Source organism: Histophilus somni 2336 (genome assembly GCF_000019405.1).
In the GTDB taxonomy this organism is placed as follows: domain Bacteria; phylum Pseudomonadota; class Gammaproteobacteria; order Enterobacterales; family Pasteurellaceae; genus Histophilus; species Histophilus somni.
Genome location: NC_010519.1, coordinates 1,416,771 through 1,439,658, shown reverse-complemented (window position 1 = coordinate 1,439,658; position 22,888 = coordinate 1,416,771). Strand labels below are relative to the sequence as shown.

Genomic DNA, 22,888 nt, shown 5'->3' with positions numbered 1-22,888 from the left:
CGGAAATAAGATATTCTTATTCGCTTGCTTTGTTCTGTCGATACAAATCTTTGCTATATATCACACCACTGTCATTGTTCTGTTCAATACCCAAAATGTTGTTTTGCCAAACGGGGATAAGAGGCTGAAAAATAGGTAATACCACTTGCTCTTGTTGCAAAATTTTTATTATTTCCATATACAAAATATTACGCTCTTTTTCTTCTAAAGACTGCAACGCTTTTTCCAGTAATTGATCTACTTGAGGATTTTGGTAGCCTGTTTTATTGTCCGGACTCTTAGAATGAAAATTAAGCAAAAAACTTGACGGTTCCTTATAATCCGCACACCAGCCTGAACGAATAATATCAAAATCACCAATTGCCCGTTGTTGCAGTAATTCTTCTCTTGAAACCGGATTTGCTCTTACATGAATTAAATCTAATTGCGACCAATGTTGAATAAATTTTCTTGCAATGTTTTCTTGTATTTCCGTTTTATCGTAAGTTAACGTGAATTTTAACGGCGATTTTTCTGTAATTTGGCTTTCTGCGAATAATTTTTCCACAATAGTCGGCTCCCAAATGTCTTCTTGTCCTAATCGCAAAGAATGAGGCAAAAAAGAATGAATTGCTTGCATTTTCGCTGAAAAAAAAGTTTGTGGAATGGTTGCCATTGAAATTAATGCTCTACGAACCGCACTTTTTTTCAAATGGGGGTGAGAAAAATTAAACTCATAAAAATAAACACATAATTGGGGCAAATAAATTAAGTTTTCCTGCGATGATTTTGCATTCAGAACGAAATCTAAAGAGTTAATCGATTGATTTTGGGAAATTTCTCGATAAATAACTCGATCAAAATAAACGTTTTCCGATTCTCGATAATAAGGATTTTTTGCTAAAGCAATTTGTTTTTCTTGTCGTTCAGCAATTTGATAAGCACCATTTGTTATAAATTCATTATCTGTCGATTGATATTTAGGTAATAAAACAGCATGGGTCAACATTGCCGGTAATTGTGGTGTCGGTTTATCAAGTTGAATATGTAATAAGCGTTCATTTGATGCAAAAACCCCCAATTTATCTACCGGTAACATTTTATTTAAAACTGATTCCGCATTACTGACATTCATTAGACGAAAATAAATCTTCAATGGATTATCAGATAAAGCCAGTCTATGCCAACTATCCACAAAATCTTGTGCGATGACCTTGACGCCGTTAGACCATTTTGCATCTTTACGCAACACAAAAATCCAGTTTTTGTTGTCTTCCGTTTGCCAATATTCTGCAACCGCCGGAATAATCTTACCCTGCGTATTGTAGCCTGTTAATCCTTCGAAAATATCACGCAAAATCTCTGCCTGTCCTTCTTCTTTCAGCAACAAAGGATCTACGACCAACTCAGCATAAATACCTCGTGTTAATTGCTTTTTTTCTATTTCTTGCAACTGAACTTGCTCAGACTGTTTATGTTGAAAAACTTCAGTCTTAATATTTTCTTGTTTTTCATTACAAGCAGATAAAAAAAGCATACTAAAAAGCACCGCACTTTTTAGCAATAAAAACAGATAAACACGAAGGAAATAAAAAGGCATTTTTGTTACTTATTTAAATTATTTGAGACATTATACAAAAACACGTAAACAAGATCAGTTACGTTTTTAAATTTTTGATTTTAAATAAGAAATACCAATATTTAATGACTAAGGCAACAAGAATGATCGATTTGCCAACCGCACTGGGTGTAAAGTAAAAAGCAATTGCCATCATAATAGTCGCAAAAATTAAGATATTGTATTTTGTTTTCTTACGCATCCCCCTATTTTCGTTAAAAGGTAGAACATGCTTTTGGTATATTTCTGTCTGCAAAAACCAATTATGCACACGCTCCGAACTTCGACTAAAACAAAAAATAGTCAAGAGTAAAAATGGAAAACCCGGTAATCCCGGCATAATAATGCCAAGAATACCTAATGCGAGAAAAATAAAACCAAAACTTAAATAAACGATTTTCATACAGCTTACTAATAAAATAAAAACAGTTTTCAATTATTCTCATTTTTTTTAGATTTTCAACCCTGATTTTACTCAATCAGTAACTAAATCATTAGTGCTTTAGTAATTTATCGACGAAAAGCCTTTGGGGTTATCCCATAGGCTTTCTTCATTACTGCATAAAAATATTGCAAAGAAGGATAACCGCATATTTCAGCAATTTCTGGCATAGAAATATCGGTAAAGCGAAGTAAATACACGGCTCGGTTAAGTTTTTCTTCATGGATAATTTGATGAACGGTTTTGTTTAATTCCAATTTGAAACGTTGTTCCAAGTTAGAACGGGAAATTTTTAAATGATCCAATACTTGCTCTGTTTTAATACCATGACAGGCTCGTTGGCGAATATAATGCATTGCTTGAATCACAAAAGGATCACGCAAAGAACGGTAATCCGTAGAAGCCCGTTCTTCTACTTTTAAGGGAGGAATTAAAATTGGTTGTAATCTCACTTTATGTCCACTTAACAGACTATGCAACATTTTCGCTGCTTGATAACCAATTTGTTTGGTACCTTGAGCAACAGACGATAGAGAAATGCGAGATAAATATTGGATCAATTCTTCGTTATCAATACCAATCACACAAAGTTTCTCAGGAACGGCTATTTTCAAATATTCGCAGGCTTGTAATAAATGCCTTGCCCTAGCATCCGTTACTGCAATAATGCCGGTATGTGCCGGCAATGTTTGTAGCCATTGGCATAATTCCGATTGTGCCACTTGCCAACTGCCTGAATCAGTTTTATCACCTAAATATACAGAAAATTGATAAGCATATTTTTCCATTAAATCTACAAAAGCATTTTTCCGCTCATTTGCCCAATGCCGATTGCCTTGAGTCGGCAAACCATAGAAGGCAAATTGACTAATTCCTTTATGTTTTAAATGGGAAAAAGCGGTTTCGACTAAAGCGTAATTATCAGTAGCGACATAAGGGAAGTGCGGATAATCAGCAAAATTCTGATAAGATCCCCCTACCGCAATAGTGGGAACATCAATATTTTTCAACAAGGAAACGGTTTCAGGATCGTCAAAATCAGCAATAATACCATCAATAGACAGTCGTTCAATGGTTTCTTTATGGTAAACAAAATCATCCTCCACAAAAATATTCCATGTGCATTGCGATGCTTGAATATACTGTCCAATGCCAGCCACCACCTCTCGATCATACACCTTATTGGCGTTGAACAATAAAGCAATGCGGTAATATTTTTGTGTGTTATCCATGTATCTTCCTTTAATAATATCGAGCTTTCGCTTCACCATACAAATACGAAAAATTGCTTCATATAAAATTTTCTAAAACTAACCGCTCTTTTTCACTGGTTTTAATTAAAAGGACGAGTAATTCCTTAAGTATTTTCTTCCTACGTTACTCTTGTTTTAATTTAGCGATACCAATCCCACTTATACCGTAGATCATCGCAAATACAATACCGCTCCAACAAAGGATTGCCCAAGGTAAATAAGTTAATGTGGCAACACCTAAAGTACCAGCCATATAAGCCCCTGCAGCAGTCCAAGGAAGGATAGGCTCTATAATTGTAGCTGAATCCTCAACAGTACGACTTAAATTTTTAGGATGTAAACCTCTGTCAATGTAAGCATCTTTAAGCATTTCTCCTGGAATTAATATTGAAATTTGCCCATTGCAAGTCACACCAATCATAGTAAGACCACAAAGAATAGTAATAAAAATTAATGAAGCCGTTGATCTCACTAATCTCAATAAGTAATTAATGATTACATCTAATGCACCACTAAGTGAAAGTATCCCTGCAAAAGATAACGCACAAAAACAAATTAATAAGGTTCCCATCATAGAATTCATCCCTCCCCGATTCAGTAAACGGGCAAGATCTGAACTAATATTTAAAGAATCAGGTAACATTGAGATATTAAATCCATTTAATGCACTATTAATAACATCATTTAATGAGAAATGTTGAATAAAAATTGCATTAAATGATGCTATAACTGCTGAAAATAACATAACTGGAATTGTTGGTTTTTTGGTGATAGATCCCCACAAAATAATTATTACAGGTATCAATAAAAATAAATTAAAATTATAAATACTTTCTAACCCTGAAATCATCAATAATACTTTATCAGGTGTTGCTACATTATCAATATTAATATTAAATCCATATACAATATAAACTAAAGCAGAAATTAGAAAAGATGGTAATGTTGTGTAAAGTAAGTGAGCAATATGTTCATATAAATCAACATTAGTTGCAGCAGAAGCTATATTTGTTGTATCAGATAATGGTGAAAGTTTATCTCCAAAATAAGCACCGGCAACAATGGCACCCGCTGTGGCAGCTAAATTGGCATCCAAACCAATTGCAACACCCATAAATGCAACACCAACTGTACCCGCTGACCCCCAGGATGTTCCTGTACAAATTGATACTATTGCTGTTAGAAATAATGCTGTAATATAAATAAATTTAGGATCAATGACCTTTAATCCATAATAAATCATCATTGGTATAGTACCGCCAATGATCCAAGTTCCAATTAATAAGCCAACAGTAATTAAAATTAATAATGCAGGCATAGTTTTAGATATTTTAAATGAAATTGAATCTAAAATATCATTATAAGAATACCCTAACTTTTTCACTAAAATACCTGCAAATACACATGAAAGAATCATTAAAGGCTCTGGTGGCAAATCAAAAAATGCATAACCGCACCCCAATAAAAATAGCATAAATAAAATTGGAGATAATGCCTCTAATAATTTCGGTTTTCTTTTCATATTATTTTCCATAATTTGATTCCTCTAATAGCAAAATTAATCCTTCTTTTATTTTTCTTAAACAAGATATTAAAACTATTCTTGGCATAGCTATATTCATTCTAAAAAAATATTCACCACCTCTTAAGAAATCAGACCCCCAAGACATTTCAATTTTAGATAAGTTAATGAGCCAATATTTTAATTTATCTTCATTTAGATTTAATTTTTTATAGTTAATCCAAACAAGATATGTCCCTTGACTATTAACAACCTCTAACTCAGGAATCTCTTTTTCAAAAAAATCTTTCACCAAAGATCTATTTTCTCTAATATATTCCAATAATTCTTTTCTCCACTCATCACAATTACTATATGTAATTATTAATGCAGATGCAGAAAAATAATTTGGATTATGAAATCCCAATGCTTCTAAGTGATGTTTAAATTTATTTCTAATGCAGGTATTTTTTATTAATAAGTTTGATATTTCTAATCCAGGAATATTAAAAGTTTTAGACGGGGATGTACATATAATAGAATTATTCTCAACATATTCACTAACAGATGAAATAAAAATATGCTTATTGTTGGAAAAATTAAAATCTGCATGTATATCATCAGATATAATAAAAACGCCATATTTTTCTGCTAACATGGCTATTTTTTCCAAATCATTTTTACTCCATACTGTTCCTGTAGGATTATGTGGAGAAATAAATATAAATACTTTTGATTTCTTAAAGCAATCTTCTAACAAATCAAAATTAATATAGTATTGATTATTTTTATATATTAAATCACATAAAATTGCATTTCTTTTATTTAAAGAAATTGCATTTACCAATGGTTTATAAGAAGGTGATAAAATAGATATATTATCATTTATACATGTAAACTCTCTGATATAAATAGAAACAGCCTGTATTATTCTTGGACAAAATACTATACTTTCTTCATCTATATAACTTCCATAATGTCTTAAAAAATATTTTTGAATTATTTTTTTATAATTATTAGGAAAAATAGTATATCCATATATCCCTTTTTTATTTAACTTTCCTAAATACTCTATTAACTCTCTAGGTGAAGGAATATCCATATCAGCTACCGACATAGGAATAATATCTTCACTATATTTTTTTGCTAATTCCCATTTAGCACTATGACAATCTCTCCGCTCAATAATACAATCCACAGATAACTCTTTCATGGAATTCCCCTGTTTTCTAACTTTAAGTAAGTTTATCTATTGAAATTAATCTTTTAAATTATTAATTTTAATATTTAATTTACTTTTTTTCTTTTTTGTGATCTAGTACACAAAATAAGATATGAAAAATAAAATGAAAACAAAATAAAAATTTTCCTATGAACTATTAATAAAATACCCCTAAATTATTCACATTTTTTAGACCTCAACCTTGATTTTCTAGAATAAATCCCAATCTACTTACCACTTTTTTATATAAAATAACTGTCTATTTTGAGGAACACTTATGTCTAATCCACTGTTAACCCATTCAGAACTTCCACAATTTTCAAAAATCAAACCTGAACATATTCAACCGGCGATTGAGCAATTGATCCAACAAAATCGTGAAACGGTAGAACAAGTGTTAAAACAACCGCACTTTACATGGGAGAATTTTATTCAACCCCTAAACGATAAAGAGGAAAAACTTGGTCGTGCTTGGTCGCCTGTTTCTCATTTAAATGCGGTGAAAAACAGTCCTGAATTGCGTGCCGCTTATCAAGCTTGTTTACCGCTGATTTCAGAATATAGTACTTGGTTAGGGCAACATAAAGGGTTATATAATGCCTATGTGCAACTAAAAAATAGTCCGGAATTTACCCAATATACGGTTGCACAAAAAAAAGCGATAGAAAATGCGTTGCGTGATTTTGAATTATCGGGTATTGCCTTATCAGAAGATAAACAGCAAAGATACGGTGAAATCGTTGCTCGTTTATCTGAACTAAACGCTAAATTTAGTAATAATGTCCTTGATGCAACAATGGGATGGGATAAAGTCGTCGAAAATGAACAAGATCTAATTGGCTTGCCTGAAAGTGCATTACAAGCAGCAAAACAATCCGCACAATCTAAAGGGCTTGATGGTTATCGTTTTACCTTGGAATTCCCTAGTTATTTACCCGTCATGACCTATTGTGAAAACCGAGAACTACGAGAAGAAATGTATCGAGCTTTTGCTACTCGTGCTTCAGAACTGGGACCAAATGCAGGAAAATGGGATAATACAGATGTTATGCAAGAAATTTTGACTTTGCGTGTCGAACTTGCTCATTTGTTAGGCTTTAATACTTATACAGAGCTTTCTCTTGCGACCAAAATGGCGGACACTCCACAACAAGTTATTGATTTCTTGGAAAGTTTAGCAAAACGTTCAAAAAATCAAGGCGAGAAAGAATTGACCGAATTACAAGAATTTTGCCAAAAAAATTATAATATCACCGCACTTGAACCTTGGGATATTAGCTTTTATAGCGAAAAACAAAAACAGTATTTATACTCAATTAATGATGAGGAACTTCGTCCTTATTTTCCAGAAGATCAAGTTATTTCAGGTCTATTTGAATTAATTAAACGAATTTTCAATATTCGAGCAGTAGAGCGTTTTGACGTAGACACTTGGCACAAAGATGTACGCTTCTTTGATTTAATTGATGAAAAAAATGAAGTGAGAGGAAGTTTCTACTTAGATCTTTATGCTCGAGAAAATAAACGTGGCGGTGCTTGGATGGATGATTGTATTGGACGAAAACGTAAAGCTGACGGTTCAATTCAAAAACCTGTTGCATACCTGACTTGTAATTTTAATGCTCCGATTGGCGACAAACCTGCTTTATTCACCCATGACGAAGTCACTACCCTATTCCATGAATTTGGACATGGTATTCATCATATGCTCACAAAAATTGATGTCGCTGATGTTGCCGGAATTAATGGTGTACCTTGGGATGCAGTAGAATTGCCAAGTCAATTTTTGGAAAATTGGTGTTGGGAAGAAGAGGCGTTAGCATTCATCTCAGGACATTATGAAACCGGCAAGCCACTACCAAAAGAAAAATTAGATCAATTACTAAAAGCGAAAAACTTTCAAGCGGCAATGTTTGTTTTACGTCAATTAGAATTCGGTTTATTCGACTTCCGTTTACACCATTATTTTGAAGCTAATAAACCAAATCAAATCCTAGCGACCTTAAAACAGGTTAAATCTGACGTTGCGGTGATCAAAGGTGTGGATTGGGCAAGAACACCTCACAGCTTTAGTCATATTTTTGCAGGCGGATATTCTGCCGGATACTACAGCTATCTTTGGGCTGAAGTTTTATCTGCCGATGCTTATTCCCGTTTTGAAGAAGAAGGAATTTTTAATGCGGAAACAGGTCGTTCATTTTTAGATGAAATTTTAACTCGTGGAGGATCGGAAGAACCTATGATTCTATTTAAACGCTTTAGAGGTCGTGAGCCTCAATTAGATGCACTACTGCGACATAAAGGTATTGCTTAAATTAATTTAGTATTTACGAAAAGTGCGGTTAGATTGACAAAAAATATCGACACTAATAGAAAAAAGGGCGTATAAACGCCCTTTTTTGATGGATGAAAAGTCCAGAATTACCAGCTATAACCAATTCCCGCACCCACAGAAGTTTTCTTATCGCCATGTCCTAAGCTGAATTTGACGCTAAGTTTACCATTATCAGATACTCTGGAATAACCTACCGCAAAGGCTTGCGTACCCATATAGTTACCGGTCGCCAAACTTAACGTACTTTTACCCGGTAATATATTGACCGGCAAGTTCGCTTGTGCAACAGCTTGTGCCACACCTGCTCGCATATCTTTGTTTAAGATATTGACTTGGTTTTGCAAGTTATTAATACGCAAGCTATTGTTTTGAACATGCACATTAGTTTGATGTAACTGAGCCCCATTTACCGCTTGACGACTATTTTCAGAAAGTTCTCCGGCTGCAACATTATTTAACACAACAGGGGCTTTTGTATCTCCTCCATTTCTATCAGCATTCACTAACGACAGAGCTGGATTTGCCACCGCATTGGCTTTTTCCTTGGCTTTACCATTTTCAACATCTGAAACGAGGTAATATTTACCTTCTACTTTAACTAAGCGATTACCTTTGTTATCAGTATAAACCATCGGACCAATTACGCCATCCTCAACATCATCTCGGTTTTTCTTCACCGCACTTTCCGTTGCAGCACGAGTTGTATCAGTACCATAATCGCTATCTGTTGGATGACGAACTGCCAGGCCTGTTATCTTGCCACCTTTTTCACCCGCCTCAATAACAAGCTCTTTGTCTGTATGGGACAATACCAATTTACCCGCTTCTAAATTGCTTTCTTTGTCCTCGGAATCCGTCAAACTAATATTGTTGGCATTTACTTCGGTACTTCCGTTATTATCAGTAACTACCATACCGCCAGCATCCATGACTGTGTTATTACCATCATCGTCTTCCATACTAATCGCATTTGGATTTAAATCTAAAGACATGCCAGGTGCTGTTTCATCTTTAATAGAAATAGCTTTAAACTCAGGTTTATCTGCAATATTGATCACAACAGAATTTTGATTGGCAATAGTAACCACGTTCTTAGTGCTAAATCCATCAGCAATTGCTTTCTTAGCTACCGCCAATTTAGCTTCATATTCCGCTTTTTTATCATCATCAACTTTTCCATTAGAAATGTTCATTTCTTTTAGAATTTCTGCTTTCAGATCTCTACCTACAATAGATATTTTTTCGCCTAAATTTCTATGAACATCTTCTCCTGCACTCACACCAAAATTCAGACCTGCTTTCGCCAAAGCGGCTATATCAGAACCTGTCGCAACATTATCTTTCTTAGTTGATAACGTTCCCTGTTCTTTAATAAGCTCTTCAATTGCTTTTGCTGCTTTATCTTGGTTTGTTGAAGCCTCTGCATCTAAAATACTTTTTACATTTCCAATTGCTATCGGAGATTTATCATCTCCTTTTGGCATTAAGTTTACGATAACCTCATCATTTTTTAATGCTTTTAACTCAGTCATACTAGAATTTTTCGGATCCCTTGGTTTATATGAAGCAGTTTTCTCATCGTAATAATACTTATTCAGATCAGCCTCTTTATACAGTTTACCGTCCAACCCTCTCACAACTTTAGCGTTATCCTTTATCGTAGCATATTCAAAAGGTTGACCAGCTGTCACTTCTTTTATTTTGCTATCAACATAGTTTTTATTCGCTGCAATGCTTCCATCAGTTTCATTCGGCTTAATGTCCGCAAGACCTTTGATCGTACCGAAACCGATTTTCTTACCATTCTCGTCTTTTGTAGAGAAAGTAATAGATGGTCCGTTATCAACAGCAGGCAAGTTTGGTTCGGCAGGTTGTGCTGAACTGTTTGGAGCAGCTGATACAGAACCTGCGTTAATGGTAATAGATGGTTTGTCAGCATTTGGATCATTCGCCCCACCTGCACCATTCGCTCCTTGTGGTGTGAATTTCATGCCCATATTATCAATATTAACTTTCGCACCTTGCTTGCCCACTTGGAAAGTCGCACCATCAGTTGGATCTAAGGTAAGTTTAGTCACTTCTCCAGTTGAGCCAGCACCATTTCCGCCCGTACTTCCATCTTTAGGTTTAGAAGAAATCGAGGTGATATCAGTTAAATCATTTTTTGTACCAATGGTTACTACAGCTGTTGTTGTTGGTGGTGTAGTAGTGGTTGTTGGTGTACTTGTTGGCATTGTGCTTGAGGTAGCACCTGTCGTAGCCATGCCAGTACCAGTTGAAGCGGTTGTACTTGGCGAAGCCATCCCGTTTGAACCGCCACCATTTGAACCTGCACCATTTGAGCTACCTCCTCTATTTGCACCACCGCCGTTTGTACTTGTACCACCTGACGGACTGCTTGCCACTGCTGGTGCTGGGGTTGAAGTTACCGCACTTGTGGTACTGGTAGACGTTGTACCATTTGCCGGTTTTTCGCCCTCTTCTAACGCTAGTTTAATATTCAAGCCGGCATTAAACTTCAACGTATCATTACGACCGATTTCAATAGGTTTACCATCACCATTAACAACCTTGAACTTAAACTTATCTAATGCTTGTTCAAGGTAGCCTTTGGTGATGAGTTCTTTTTTCCAATCTGTATTTCCGCTAGTTCCTCTTCCGCCATTTCCATTTACGTCATTATATGTTTGTTCTTCAGCAAGCATTACTTTGCTAAATGTCGGTGCGTCTTTAAATCCAATTTCTATCTTAGCGTTGCCACTGTCATAGGTATATCGAGTTGTTAAATTATCTCCTGTGTACTTAACAGCTGGTTGTCCAGTCCCTGATGCCGGTGTGTCTGTCCATTTAACAATAGATATGGTTGAGCCTAGTTTTATGCTGGTATCATTGCTATTACCTGACGGAATGTCCGCTCTATACTTATACCCTTTTTCAACTATTTCCTTAGAAATTTTAGCTAAATCTCCAACATTGACGGCATGAGTTTTAATCGATGATTTATCAAAATTTTCTCCTATTAAATCGTCTAAACCTTTTCTTTCTTGATCTTTTCCGTTGTGTTTTTCTAATAGTCCACTTTTTAGTCCAATCAATTGTTTTTCATTTAAATGTACTCCTTTGTAAGAAAGAACCATTTTTGTTCCATTTCCTGTAAGAAGTAAATTTTTAATTGTTTTGCTAGATCCATTTTTATCATTTGCATTAAATTCTATTGAACTACCTTTATTTTCTATTGTTTTAATATTTGATAATTTCTCATTAAGAGATATTTCTAATTTTTTATCTTTACCACTACTTGATTTAACGGCAATATTTCCATTTGTGCCTTTAAATTTAGCAGTTTGGGCTTTATTTAAACCCTTACCAACTATTTCTAAAATTTGTGATAATTTTTTGCGGATCTCTTGACTATCATTACCTTTGAATTTTAATCCAAGTCCATCAACATATTGTTTATTCACCGCATCGTATTGATTTTCTGGGTTTGCTACATAAACAATTCTTCTTTGTTCGCCATCGCCAGCACCACCTACTGATACTGCTCCCGATACACCTGTTGATTTATTGCCTAAAATGACAGCATTTGTTATATCTTTAGTTGTCGTGACACTTGAACCCAAGACATAAGTGTGTTCGCCGCCTATTTCATTATAAGCACCCAATACATAAGCATGCTCTCCGCTAACCTTATTATCTTTACCGAATGCACCGGAATCGTTACCCAATACATTATTTTGGAAACCAATAGCCGTAGCATGCTCGCCCAATACCTCACTATCTCTGCCTATAGAAAGTGCGTTTCTATTTTTAGCATTAGCACCATAACCGATAGCAATTGCCCCTTCATTTTTTGCTATCGCTTTATCGCCAATCGCAATAGAACCGACTCCTTCAGCCTCAGTTTCTGGATTATCGGATACTTTAACTGATTTTTCACCTTTACCTTTTAGATACTTGATAACCGCATCCGCCTGTACTAATTCAGTGCTGCTTTTTTCACCATCTAACTTGATTTCAGCAATACCGACATTGCTACCGAATGTTTTTCTGCCTTGTTTCTTCTTCTCTTCATCTTCACCAATATTCGACCCATCGACTTTGAGATAGCCTTTATCTAAATCAGCTGTTGTCGTATATTTTTTCAACTCTGTTGCTACCGCTTTAGAAGTCACGACTTTTTCATCGCCTTCTTTAACTTCTGTCGCTTTATTTAATTTAAGCGTGAGTGTACCGGCATCTTTAACATCTTTATCATTTGGTGCTAATGATACAGTGATGTCTTTTTCAGTCGTTCCATTAGCACCGCTACCAACCGTCGAGCTATCAATGGTCAACGTACCGCCTAATTGTAATGTGGTTGAAGTTGGGGAAGTATCATTCCCTTTAAAGGTCAAGCCACCATTCACGGCGGTGATTAATTGATCAATCGCCCCTTTAAAGGTTTTTTGAGTTGTACCGCCATTTATCGCATTAAATGATGGTGCTGTAAACGCAGTTTTACCTGAGCTATCAACATCAACCCCTAAATGAGTAGCTAAATCGGCAAGTTGTCCGCCTGTAATAGCTTCTAATGAACTACTTTCTATCTTACCAACCGCCACATTTGAGATTTTCACGGTCTTAGCATTTCCAGTTCCATTCGTTGGCGTGAATGTTAACGTCGCACCACCCACTTTTAACTCTGCCGTGTTCGTGCCACTTGTGCCACTCGTACCGTTTTTAAACACTAAAGCGTTATTCTCATCTTTACCGATGGTAGACAAGCCGGTGGCTTTGACAGTATTACCATTTGCTGTGTCTTTTGCAAACGTAACAGTTGAGCCGTTTTCCGGGCTTAACTCGATTTTGTTAGATGTTCCATTGCTAACTTTAATGCTTCCTTTACCATTACCCGCACTTAACGTTGCACTGTCTTCTGCTAACTCAAGTTTTGACTTATCTTTCGCACTTTCTAAAGTCGCCGTTTTGTCTTTCAATTCAAGTTTTGAATTGTCTTTCGTGCTTTCTAAGGTCGCACTGTTCTCAGTGAGTTTTAACGCCCCCTTGTCCGTTGCCTTATTAATCTCAGTGATACCGCTCAAGGTACTAGCTTTTAAACTAACCTCTGTCGGTGTATCCCCTGAGGTAAATTTAATGGTTTTTGCGTCTTTATCCAAAGCAATTTTTGCATTATCACCATTAGCGATGGATTGAATACCTTTCAACTCTGAATTCAAGGCGATTTCCAAAATACCACCGTCTTTCGCTTCTGTGCTGATGTTTTTATGGGAGCTGTTTGCACTATCTTCTTTACCTTTAATCGCTAAAGTATCGCCCAGTTGAAGTTGCTTTTCACCAGTATTACCGGCAAATTTCAGCCCTTTGTTAATGGCGGTAATGGTTTCATCAATTGCACCTTTGAATGTGTCTTTCGCTTGTTTTGTACTATCCTTATAATTCACCGCAACAAACGTTGATTTTTTGAAGCCATACTTAGGTGTTCCATCTGCCTCCTTATCCGTATCAGTATTAACTTCTGCACCAAGTACATCACTTGCTAAATTACCAAATGTGTGTATTACACTATATAACTGTCCGCCGTTTACTGCATCTGTTGACCCATCTATTACATATCCTGCAGCTACATTTGTTATTACTCTTTCATTACCAGCATCTCCTATGCTGAACACTGATTTATAATCTTTATCTGTAGCTGAAGCACCTGCGTCTTTCCAATTGATTTTCAACGACTGACTACCAACATTAGCGTCTATTCCGTCCGGTGCAAACATTTTTTCATCTGCTCTTGAGTTTTTACCAATCGCTACAGAATCTCCGGCGGTTTCAGCTACCGTTGCACCATCACCAATCGCCACAGCACCTGTTGCGTTTGTTTCAACATTTGCACCTTTACCAATAACCACCGCACTTTCAGCTTGAGAAATTGCCTGTTTGCCGATAATGACGGAGTTTTTGGCGTTTGTTATTTGTGGTGAACTGTCGCCTCTATTTCCTATTACGATTAAATCATCGTTGCCACTTCCTACATTAATATTACTTCCTATTGCAACAACATTATTACCGGAACCATTTATTGTTATTTTGTTTCCTAATGCTACTGCCCATTTAGCATTTTCTATTTTTGTGTCAGATACACCGATGGCTATTGAAGCATCACTCTTTTCCAATACTTTTGCTTGATACCCCAACGCTAAGGATTGAATGGATTTAGCCTGAGTATTGGCACCAATTGCCATTGACCATTTTGCGTTTTCTACCAATGAGTTATAACCAATAGCGATGGCATCGTGTGATTTGTCGTCTTTTACACTTGCCTTAGAACCTATAGCAATAGAATTTTGGGCTTTTGCACCGTCATTGTTGTAATTGTCTCCATTTGAAGTTCCATTTGGTCCTTTCACTGACAAATAGTGCAATTTTGAGGAGGTTAATTGTTTGACAGTTACCGCATCGTTCTCACTTTCACCATCTGCAATACCTGAGATTTTAACTTTGTCACCATTATCTGATTTAGTGAATGTTAAAGAGGCTCCACCGACTTTTAAGTCCGCTGAGTTTCCACCACTTGTACTATTTTTAAACGTTAAAACATTATTTTCATCTTTCCCAATAGAGGTAATGTCCTTCAAATTCGTGTTCAAAGCGATTTCAAGTATTCCACCATCTTTTGCCGTTGTAGTAATGTTTTGATGTTTGGCTGCACCCGCACCTTGAGTAGATGTTTGTGCGGTGGTTTCCGCTCCCTTAATCGTCAAGGTTGAGCCGAGGTAGAGTTGTTGCTCGCCGTTGCTTCCATTGTTAGTATCTCCTTTAAATTTCAAGCCCTTGTTGATTTTGGCAGTATTGGCATTGATTGCATCTTTAAATGTGTCTTTAGTTGCTTCATTTGCTCCGCTTGTATTTTTCAATGCTGTAAATGTAGTTTTCTTAAAGCCGTCTTTGTCAGCTTCGGCTTTCTCCGCACCCAATACATTTATCCCTAAATTAGCAAAGACATCGATTACGCTTTTTAGTTGTCCACCGTTAATCGCATCGGTTGAGCCGGTATCGACTTTACCTGCGGCGACGTGCGTAATAATGCGTTCAGCGTTTGTATTACCAACACTAATGACTTCTTTCATATCAACAGGATTTGTAGTTTTAGAAGCCCCTGCTGTTGTCCAGCTAAATTTGACTTCATCTTTTCCTGCATTCGGTATAATTCCACTAGGTGCGGTCTTTTTCCCTTCCCATTTGGAATCTTTACCCAACGCAAAGGAATTGTCGCCGTTGTTGGTAGTGCCGACATTGATAATATCGACTTTATTTTTCGTACTATCCGTCAATGAAAACTCAATTTCTTTACTACCATTTGAAGAAGCCTTGCTGGTCAAATACGTTCCATCACCCTTAATCGTGATTTTATCGCCGAGTGCGGCTTTAGCCTCACCTGTATTCCCTGCAAAGGTCAAGCCTTTAGTCACAATCGCTTTGGCGACTTCGGACAGGTCTTTGACGTTGACGGCGTTGTTGGAAATTTTAGGGGAACCATTAGTGCCGTCAGGATTTCCTTCGAGGACTTTTTTAATAATTTCCTCGTTTCCGTTTACAGTACTTCCACCTGTACCGACACCGTTTGTTAATCCCAAACCGCTTTCAAGTTTAGTGATTTTTTTATTACCTAAATCTAATCCATTGTCACCAAAGGTAAATGTTCCACCGCCAGCGGTGATTTTGACCGTTGGGCTGGTTGAAGCACTGCCACCAGTACCGCCATTCGTAAATTCAATTTTCGCTACCGCACTTCCATTGCTGCCATTTTTACCACTAATAGAAGTAATACCTTTTAAAGCATCAGATAACCCTATTTCTAAAGTATCTTCACTACCTGATTTTTTCTTAACCGTAATGTTATCAGGTGCGGTGGTAATTTGAGTTGTTGCAGTTGTTCCCGATGTTGAAGTTGCTGTTTCTCCAACTATTTTTAAAGTACCGCCTAGTTTTGTTGTTATTGTGCTTGAAGTGTCATTTCCTTGGAATTTAAGTCCTTTATCAACCAAGCCTTGAGCAATATCAAGTAAATCTTCTACATTTACTGCTCTGCTTAATTTGTCTTGATTATTTGATGTTCCACTTGATTGTGGTTTTAGTTTTAATAATTCATCTAATTTTTGAGTACTATTATTGCCACTAGTACCGGTAGAAGAACCAATATCAGTTAATCCGCTTGATAATCCTGAAATCTGGACTTTTTGATTTCCATTACTTCCGGTTGGTGTAAATGTTAAATCAGCATTACCCACTTTTAAAACAGCGGTATTGCCATTGTTATTTCCATTTTTAAAGATTAAAGCGTTATCATTATCTAACCCGACATGAGATAAACCAGTGGCTTTAACATAGTTAGAACCACTATTAGTAGTGCTATCTTTTTCAAGTGTTAATTTAGCTCCGTTTTCAGGGCTTAACTCAATTTTCTTGCTTCCATTACTTGTAATTTTAATACTTCCGGCATTATCTCCAGCTGTGATTGTTGCTTCAGTATCTTTTAATTCAAGTTTTGATTTGTCATGAGCTAATTCTACAGTTGCGTTATCAGCACCAAGTGTCAATTTAGATTTACTGTTTTTACCACTAATTTCAGAAACGCCACTGAATTTATCGCCAGTTAGCGTTACAGAGTTACTGCTATCTCCAGCTGTGAAAACGATAGATTTTGTATTACTTCCACTAGTTCCAGTAGTTTTTAATTCAATTTTTACATCGTCTCCATTAGCAACTGATCCAATACCTTTTAAATTTTTAGACAATTTAATCTCTAAGGTATCAGCTTCATTAGTCGTGCCATTTTTCTTAGCGACGGTAATGTTACCAGCTGCAGTTTCTGTTGTTTGTGTGCTACCTGTTGACGATGTTTCTCCAACTATTTTTAAGGTTTCGCCCAGTTTTCTGGTAACTTTATCAGTATCATCGCCATTTCCTTGGAAAGTCAGCCCTTTATTTTTTAATTCATTAGCGACATGAAGTAAATCTTTAACATTGACTGCTTTGTTTAATTTGCCATCATTTGAAGATCCACTTGATTGTCCATTTGTAGCAACAAGTTTTAATAACTCGTCTAAGTCTTTTTTACCATTATTTACAACATTATCTAATCCACTTGCTAGATTTGTGATTGCTTTGCTAGCTAAATCTAATCCGCTGTCAGTGAATTTATAGGTTGTACTCCCTGCTTTAAAGTCTATTTCATTTGAACCATTATTTTTGAAAGTGATTTTAGCCTGATCATCTTTTCCAATTTCAGAAACTCCGCTGAATTTATCGCCAGTTAACGTTACAGATTTACTGTTATCTCCTGATGTGAAAACGATAGATTTTGTTCCATTTCCACCAGTTCCATTGTTTAATTCAATTTTTGTATCATTATTAGCAATTGAAGTGATACCTGTTAAAGTATCTTTTAAGTTGATACTGACTTTTTTATGGTCCTTATCAACTGTAGTTTCAATATTTTTACTATCTCCTGCAATTATTAATTCATTATGATCTTTATCTAATGTATATCCTTCTCCAGCCTTAGGATTATCCCCCTTAACCGTGAAATTAGCGGCGACTTTTTCTAATCTTTTGTCTAAATATTTTTTGTTGACAGCATGCTTATCATAATTACCTTTCTTAAGCTCTTCCTCATCTTCAGGAATACCATTTTCAATAATCACATTTTTAAACGTCGGTTTATCTTTTATGCCGATTAATATATTTTTACTATTTTTTTCATAGTGCGTTTTAATATTATTCGGCGAATAGCCATCTTCTGATGTCGTGATTGTCGTCGGTTTATCGATTGCTCCCGCTTTGATGATTAATTTATCGCCTAAGTAATGCGTTCCATATTCATTAGTTTGATCGCCAACGCCAAAAATAAAGCCTTTATTAATCGCTGTTGTATTTTGACCAATTGCGTCTTTAAAGGTCATTTCTTTTTGTGCTGGTGTATTTGTACTTCCCTGATATTTAGCCACGTCAAATGTCGATTTTTTAAATCCTGCTGTATCGCCGTCGGCTTTTTCCGCACCCAATACATTCACCGCCAATTTAGAAAATTCATCGGCGACAGCGTAAAGTTGGCTTCCGTTGATAGCGTCGGTCGACGTTGCCGTTACCGCACCTGCAGCGACGTGCTTGATGATACGCTCATTATTTTTCTTACCTATGCTTAAAACGGATTTTTTATCACCACTATTGGAACTAACGCCTCCTGTCCATTTAAATTTAATATTTGTACTGTCAAAACTTACAGTAGCATCTTTTTTAGCCTCTTCTTTTGCCGTCGCTTCTGACCCTTGCCCCAAGGCAATGGAGTTGCCGGCGTCGGTTTTTACTGTTGCACCTTGCCCAATCGCTACTGCACCGACGGCGTTTGTCTCTGCTTTAGCACTATGACCAATAATCACCGCACTTTTTGCACCCTTGCCGGCGTTTGATTTTGCCCCAATAAGCACACTTTCTTTTGCAGTTTCAGCTGTCGCTCCATTACCAATCAGAATTAAATCATTATTCGCAATTTTTGTTTTATTTTTTGGATTTTCCTCATTTGTATCATCTTTAACTTCAATATTATTACCTACAGCAACAATATCCGTACCGTTTTTAATTTTATTTTTATTCCCTATAGACGCTGTCCAAGCCGCATTCTCTATTACAGTACCATCTTTTTTGTCACCTCTTTCCACATAAACCGCACCTATAGCGATAGAACTTTTTGATTCTACTAATTTTGTTCCACTACCTATTACAACGACCGCACTTCTTACATCCTTATCACTTTGTGTCACAATATTATTAGACCCCATAACAAAAGAATTCGGTACGTCAATACTTACATCTCTACCTATAGCAACCGCATTTTCTGCTTCAGATTTAGCGTTATATCCTATCGCTATACCTGCTGTTGCTGTCGGTTTTGGTTTGTTTTTAGGCACTCCACTATTAATAGGATCTGCTACTTGAGCATTCACCCCAATAGCAACAGAATAATTTGCTTTTGCTCCATCGTTATTATAGTTGACTGCGGCTTTATCATTCCCTTGTACTGATAAGAAATGCAAATTGGTTGAGACGTTTTTGAGTTTGTTATCCACATACTCTTTGTTGACGGCAAGTTTTTTATTAGCTTCTTTATCCTCAATCGTGTCTTCAATCGTGACTTTTTTAAAGCTCGGGTCTTCTTTCAAGCCGATGGTGAATGTCGCTTTTGAACTATCGTTTTTAAATTCTGTTTTTAGGTTTTTGCCTAGATATTTCTCTATCGTGTTACCTGGCTTTGTAACATCCCCTGCTTTAATTTCAATGGTAGCACCAAGATAGAAAGGTGTTTCATTGGCTTTATTGTTTACTTGGTCAGCACTAAATTTATAACCTCTATTAATCGCCTCAATAACCTCAGTTAAGGCTTCTTTAAAAGTGTCTGTCTTTCCCGTTTTCTTTTTTGGATCTGTTACTTCTACTGCTTCAAATTGGACTTTCTCAAATTCTGTTTTACTATTTTTAACCTTCAACCCTAAGATAGTGCTACCAAGCTGATGAAGCTGATTGCCCGTAATCGCTTGATCTGATCCTGTTTCAATATTGCCATCTAAAATATGAGCGAATTTAATTTTATTTCCCATATCGCCAAGCGAGTATTTTTTCCGCTGAATCGTTTCTTCTTTGGTGGTTTCATTCGCCCCTTTTGGACCAACGAAAACATTTTTTGCGTCAACCGCACCTAAGTCCTTGTAAGGCGTGCCGTCTTTGGTGTTGACTTTATAGAACTTACCATCAGCATCTTTGGTAAGTTTGATAATATTATTTCCGTCTTTAGTATAGTAAGTCACCACGCCTTCTTTTTTAACGTAATATAACGCTTTTAATTGCCCTACGGTTACTACATCAGAGTCCAACGCACCCGGTGCTACCCCGACAATCCGTCTTAAGCCCAGTTCTTGTGTTTTGCCGTTGCCATTTTTTGTCCAACCGACGGACACAATACCCGCCGCTTTATCGGTTTTTAAGTTATAGCTAGAACCCTCTGGAACATAGGGATCTAAATTAATCGCATCATTTTTGCCGTTTCCGATGAGCGTGGCTATGTTTTTGTTATTATCATCTTGATAGAAATATTTTGTATGTGATTTATTCCCTAATGCCACAGAATTTTCCATGCTTACTTGAGCTTCATTTCCGAACGCTACACTATTTTGAGCGTTAGCTGTTGCACTAGTTCCTATAGCAATAGCCGACATTTCTAATTCTTTTTCACCATTCCTATATTTTTCATCCTCAGGCCAACTTAGTTTTTTAATTGTGTCATCTTTCTTTGTATTTTCAACTTTTGCACCATTACCTATCACGATAGATTTTGAGGCATGCTCTTCTAATGTTGCTGAATTACCTAAAACAATACTTTCTCCTGATTTTCCCAATGCTCCATAACCCACAGCTATTGTATTGTCTTTTGTTACACCAACGCCGGAACCGATAGCCACAACGCCCGCACCTGTTACTGTTGTGCCCGTTCCTAAAGCGATTGAGTTTTCTTTATGTACATTTGTCCCAACCCCAATCGCTATCGTATTACTTGCATATTGTCCGACATTATTTAACGCACCTAAAACGACAGAATTTCTTCCTTTTACATAGGAAGCTGTACCTATAGCGACAGTATTATCACCACTATTGACAGTGTAATACCCAACAGTTATGCCATGTTTTCCATCGCTCTTTGTTTTCTTGATATCTGTACCACCTACTGATAATAAAGTATCTTTTTCTTCTTCATAAGCGAATGTTAAGCCTTGAATAACCTTATTAATTTTTTCATTAATTTGATCTCTATCTAAATGAGCAGAAAATCCGGATTGAACAATTTCATTATTATTTCCAACTTTAAGATTACTTACCTTTGCTGAGGTTTCTTTTACGTGATTTGAAGTATCTACTTTTTCGGTAACCATTCCAATACCTAATTCAGACATAAGTTTTGTTCTAAACTTTTCATCCGTTCCATCTTTATATTTAGCATTAGATATTACTGTCGACCCTATCGCTATGGATCCTTCTCCTACCGCTTTTGCTCCTGAACCATATGATAAAGAGCCTTTATTTGTTGATTCAGCTTTATTTCCTATAGCAAATGAATTTGCAGCAAAAACCCTTGATTCATCTCCAATAGCAACACCACCTGTGGAATTTTGGTCAACAAATGCACGAACTCCAATGGCTGTTGACCTGTCTGCTAATGCAAAAGATAATGCACCTAAGGAAGTAGCAAACTCTCCACCCGCAATGTTTCTTGAACCTATCGCAATACTACCCACGCCTTTAGCATACGTAGGGCTGTAATGACGATTATCTGTACCGTTGTCACTGATGTATTTTTTTGCAAAAGAAGACCAACCGTCTTTAAAAAATTCTAGATTCGAACCAAGGTTACTAAACAAATTGTTAATCGTTGTTACCGGCAATCTATCATTAAACCTATGATCATCTATATCATCATTACCAATAGCAATAGCAGATTTACCATAAGCAAATACGTCACTTCCTATAGCGACAGACTGATTGTTAGCTCCAGAATTATTACCCACTACCACAGACTGCATACCTATAGCGTGTGCGTCTGCCCCAACACCTGTTGAATTATCCCCTGATGCCCAAGCATCATGTCCTACAGCCACACCTCCTATACTAACTTTAGAATAATTTGAGCCATTATTATTTCCTGAAGGATTCAAAGCAACTCCATGTAATCTATATTTATCCCTACCTTTATAAATATATTCCATTTCTCTTTTTTCTGAACCTACAGTACCTCCATAAGTGCCTATCCATGCAGCAAAAGTATTTGATGAGAGAGCTACCGACACCACCAACGCCAACGGCAACACCTTAAACATGCCTAAAAACACACCGCACTTCGGCTTACTCTCCGTCGCCTCAACACGGCTCGCCACTTGACGGTTATTCGCTAATTCAGACACAACTTTCGTTTGACCCGTTGTTACATCGTATTTGGTTTTGAAGATTTTGTTCATAAATTCACTCTCTTTAATCTTTTAAAATGTTTTTTTCAATTGTTTATTTTGTTGATTTTTTTTAACTTTTTTATGGTTTTTGATTAATTAAACTTTTTGCTTTTTAGATAGTTTGATGAATAAATCGGCGATGCCTTGCTTTTTAAGACACAACAAAAAAAGGCGAATAATACTTTCGCCGAAAGGTTGAGGTTGAAATAGGTGATTTTTAAGATATTGTTTGAACATGTCCAACCTCACAAATTTACCTTGCAAGGTTGATTTTAGGCAATATACTAGACTGTAGACTGTAGACTGTAGACTGTAGACTGTAGACTGTAGACTGTAGACTGTAGACTGTAGACTGTAGACATTTTTCTATTCTATTTTTATTTGTCAAGTATTATTAATTTATTCGGGCGATTTTATCCTAACTTTAAATGTAAAGAAAATGTTTTTTAGAAAAAAGTTTATTCTTTGCAATTTATCGCCTATCTTTTTT

Annotated in this window: 7 protein-coding genes; 1 reads left to right on the top strand and 6 read right to left on the bottom strand. The window is 36.2% G+C overall.

The genetic code is table 11. The features are described from left to right. Positions 1 to 16 precede the first annotated feature (16 nt). From HSM_RS06540 to HSM_RS06520, 5 genes are all read right to left on the bottom strand, one after another. Positions 17 to 1,579, bottom strand: a complete 1,563-nt coding sequence (locus HSM_RS06540; protein ID WP_052292872.1) for a peptide ABC transporter substrate-binding protein — start codon at positions 1,577 to 1,579, stop codon at positions 17 to 19. 58 nt (positions 1,580 to 1,637) lie between these two features. Beyond that, positions 1,638 to 2,000, bottom strand: coding sequence for a YbaN family protein (locus HSM_RS06535; protein WP_012340425.1), 363 nt, complete (start codon positions 1,998 to 2,000; stop codon positions 1,638 to 1,640). A 107-nt stretch (positions 2,001 to 2,107) separates the two neighbouring features. Beyond that, complete coding sequence (locus HSM_RS06530) at positions 2,108 to 3,271, bottom strand: XylR family transcriptional regulator (protein WP_012340424.1); 1,164 nt, start codon at positions 3,269 to 3,271, stop codon at positions 2,108 to 2,110. A 145-nt stretch (positions 3,272 to 3,416) separates the two neighbouring features. Beyond that, positions 3,417 to 4,826, bottom strand: a complete 1,410-nt coding sequence (gene nhaC, locus HSM_RS06525; RefSeq protein WP_012340423.1) for a Na+/H+ antiporter NhaC — start codon at positions 4,824 to 4,826, stop codon at positions 3,417 to 3,419. After that, positions 4,816 to 6,006: a MalY/PatB family protein gene (locus HSM_RS06520; RefSeq protein WP_012340422.1), complete on the bottom strand. Its 1,191-nt coding sequence runs from the start codon at positions 6,004 to 6,006 to the stop codon at positions 4,816 to 4,818. The genes nhaC and HSM_RS06520 overlap by 11 nt, the downstream gene beginning before the upstream one ends. A gap of 286 nt (positions 6,007 to 6,292) precedes the next feature. Between HSM_RS06520 and prlC the strand changes: the two genes are divergently transcribed. After that, positions 6,293 to 8,329 carry an oligopeptidase A gene (gene prlC / locus HSM_RS06515; RefSeq protein WP_012340421.1) on the top strand — a complete coding sequence of 679 codons (2,037 nt, stop codon included), beginning with the start codon at positions 6,293 to 6,295 and terminating at the stop codon, positions 8,327 to 8,329. Positions 8,330 to 8,436: 107 nt separating this feature from the next. On the opposite strand, the gene HSM_RS06510 is transcribed toward prlC, so the two are convergent. After that, a complete protein-coding gene (locus tag HSM_RS06510) occupies positions 8,437 to 22,407 on the bottom strand; it encodes a YadA-like family protein (RefSeq protein WP_012340420.1) in 13,971 nt (4,656 codons plus the stop codon). Positions 22,408 to 22,888 lie beyond the last annotated feature (481 nt).

Bases quoted from the DNA above. Each gene is read 5' to 3' on its own strand.
- HSM_RS06540 (WP_052292872.1), bottom strand. From the start codon at position 1,579: ATGCCTTTTTATTTCCTTCGTGTTTATCTGTTTTTATTGCTAAAAAGT.
- HSM_RS06535 (WP_012340425.1), bottom strand. From the start codon at position 2,000: ATGAAAATCGTTTATTTAAGTTTTGGTTTTATTTTTCTCGCATTAGGT.
- HSM_RS06530 (WP_012340424.1), bottom strand. From the start codon at position 3,271: ATGGATAACACACAAAAATATTACCGCATTGCTTTATTGTTCAACGCC.
- nhaC (WP_012340423.1), bottom strand. From the start codon at position 4,826: ATGGAAAATAATATGAAAAGAAAACCGAAATTATTAGAGGCATTATCT.
- HSM_RS06520 (WP_012340422.1), bottom strand. From the start codon at position 6,006: ATGAAAGAGTTATCTGTGGATTGTATTATTGAGCGGAGAGATTGTCAT.
- prlC (WP_012340421.1), top strand. From the start codon at position 6,293: ATGTCTAATCCACTGTTAACCCATTCAGAACTTCCACAATTTTCAAAA.
- HSM_RS06510 (WP_012340420.1), bottom strand. From the start codon at position 22,407: ATGAACAAAATCTTCAAAACCAAATACGATGTAACAACGGGTCAAACG.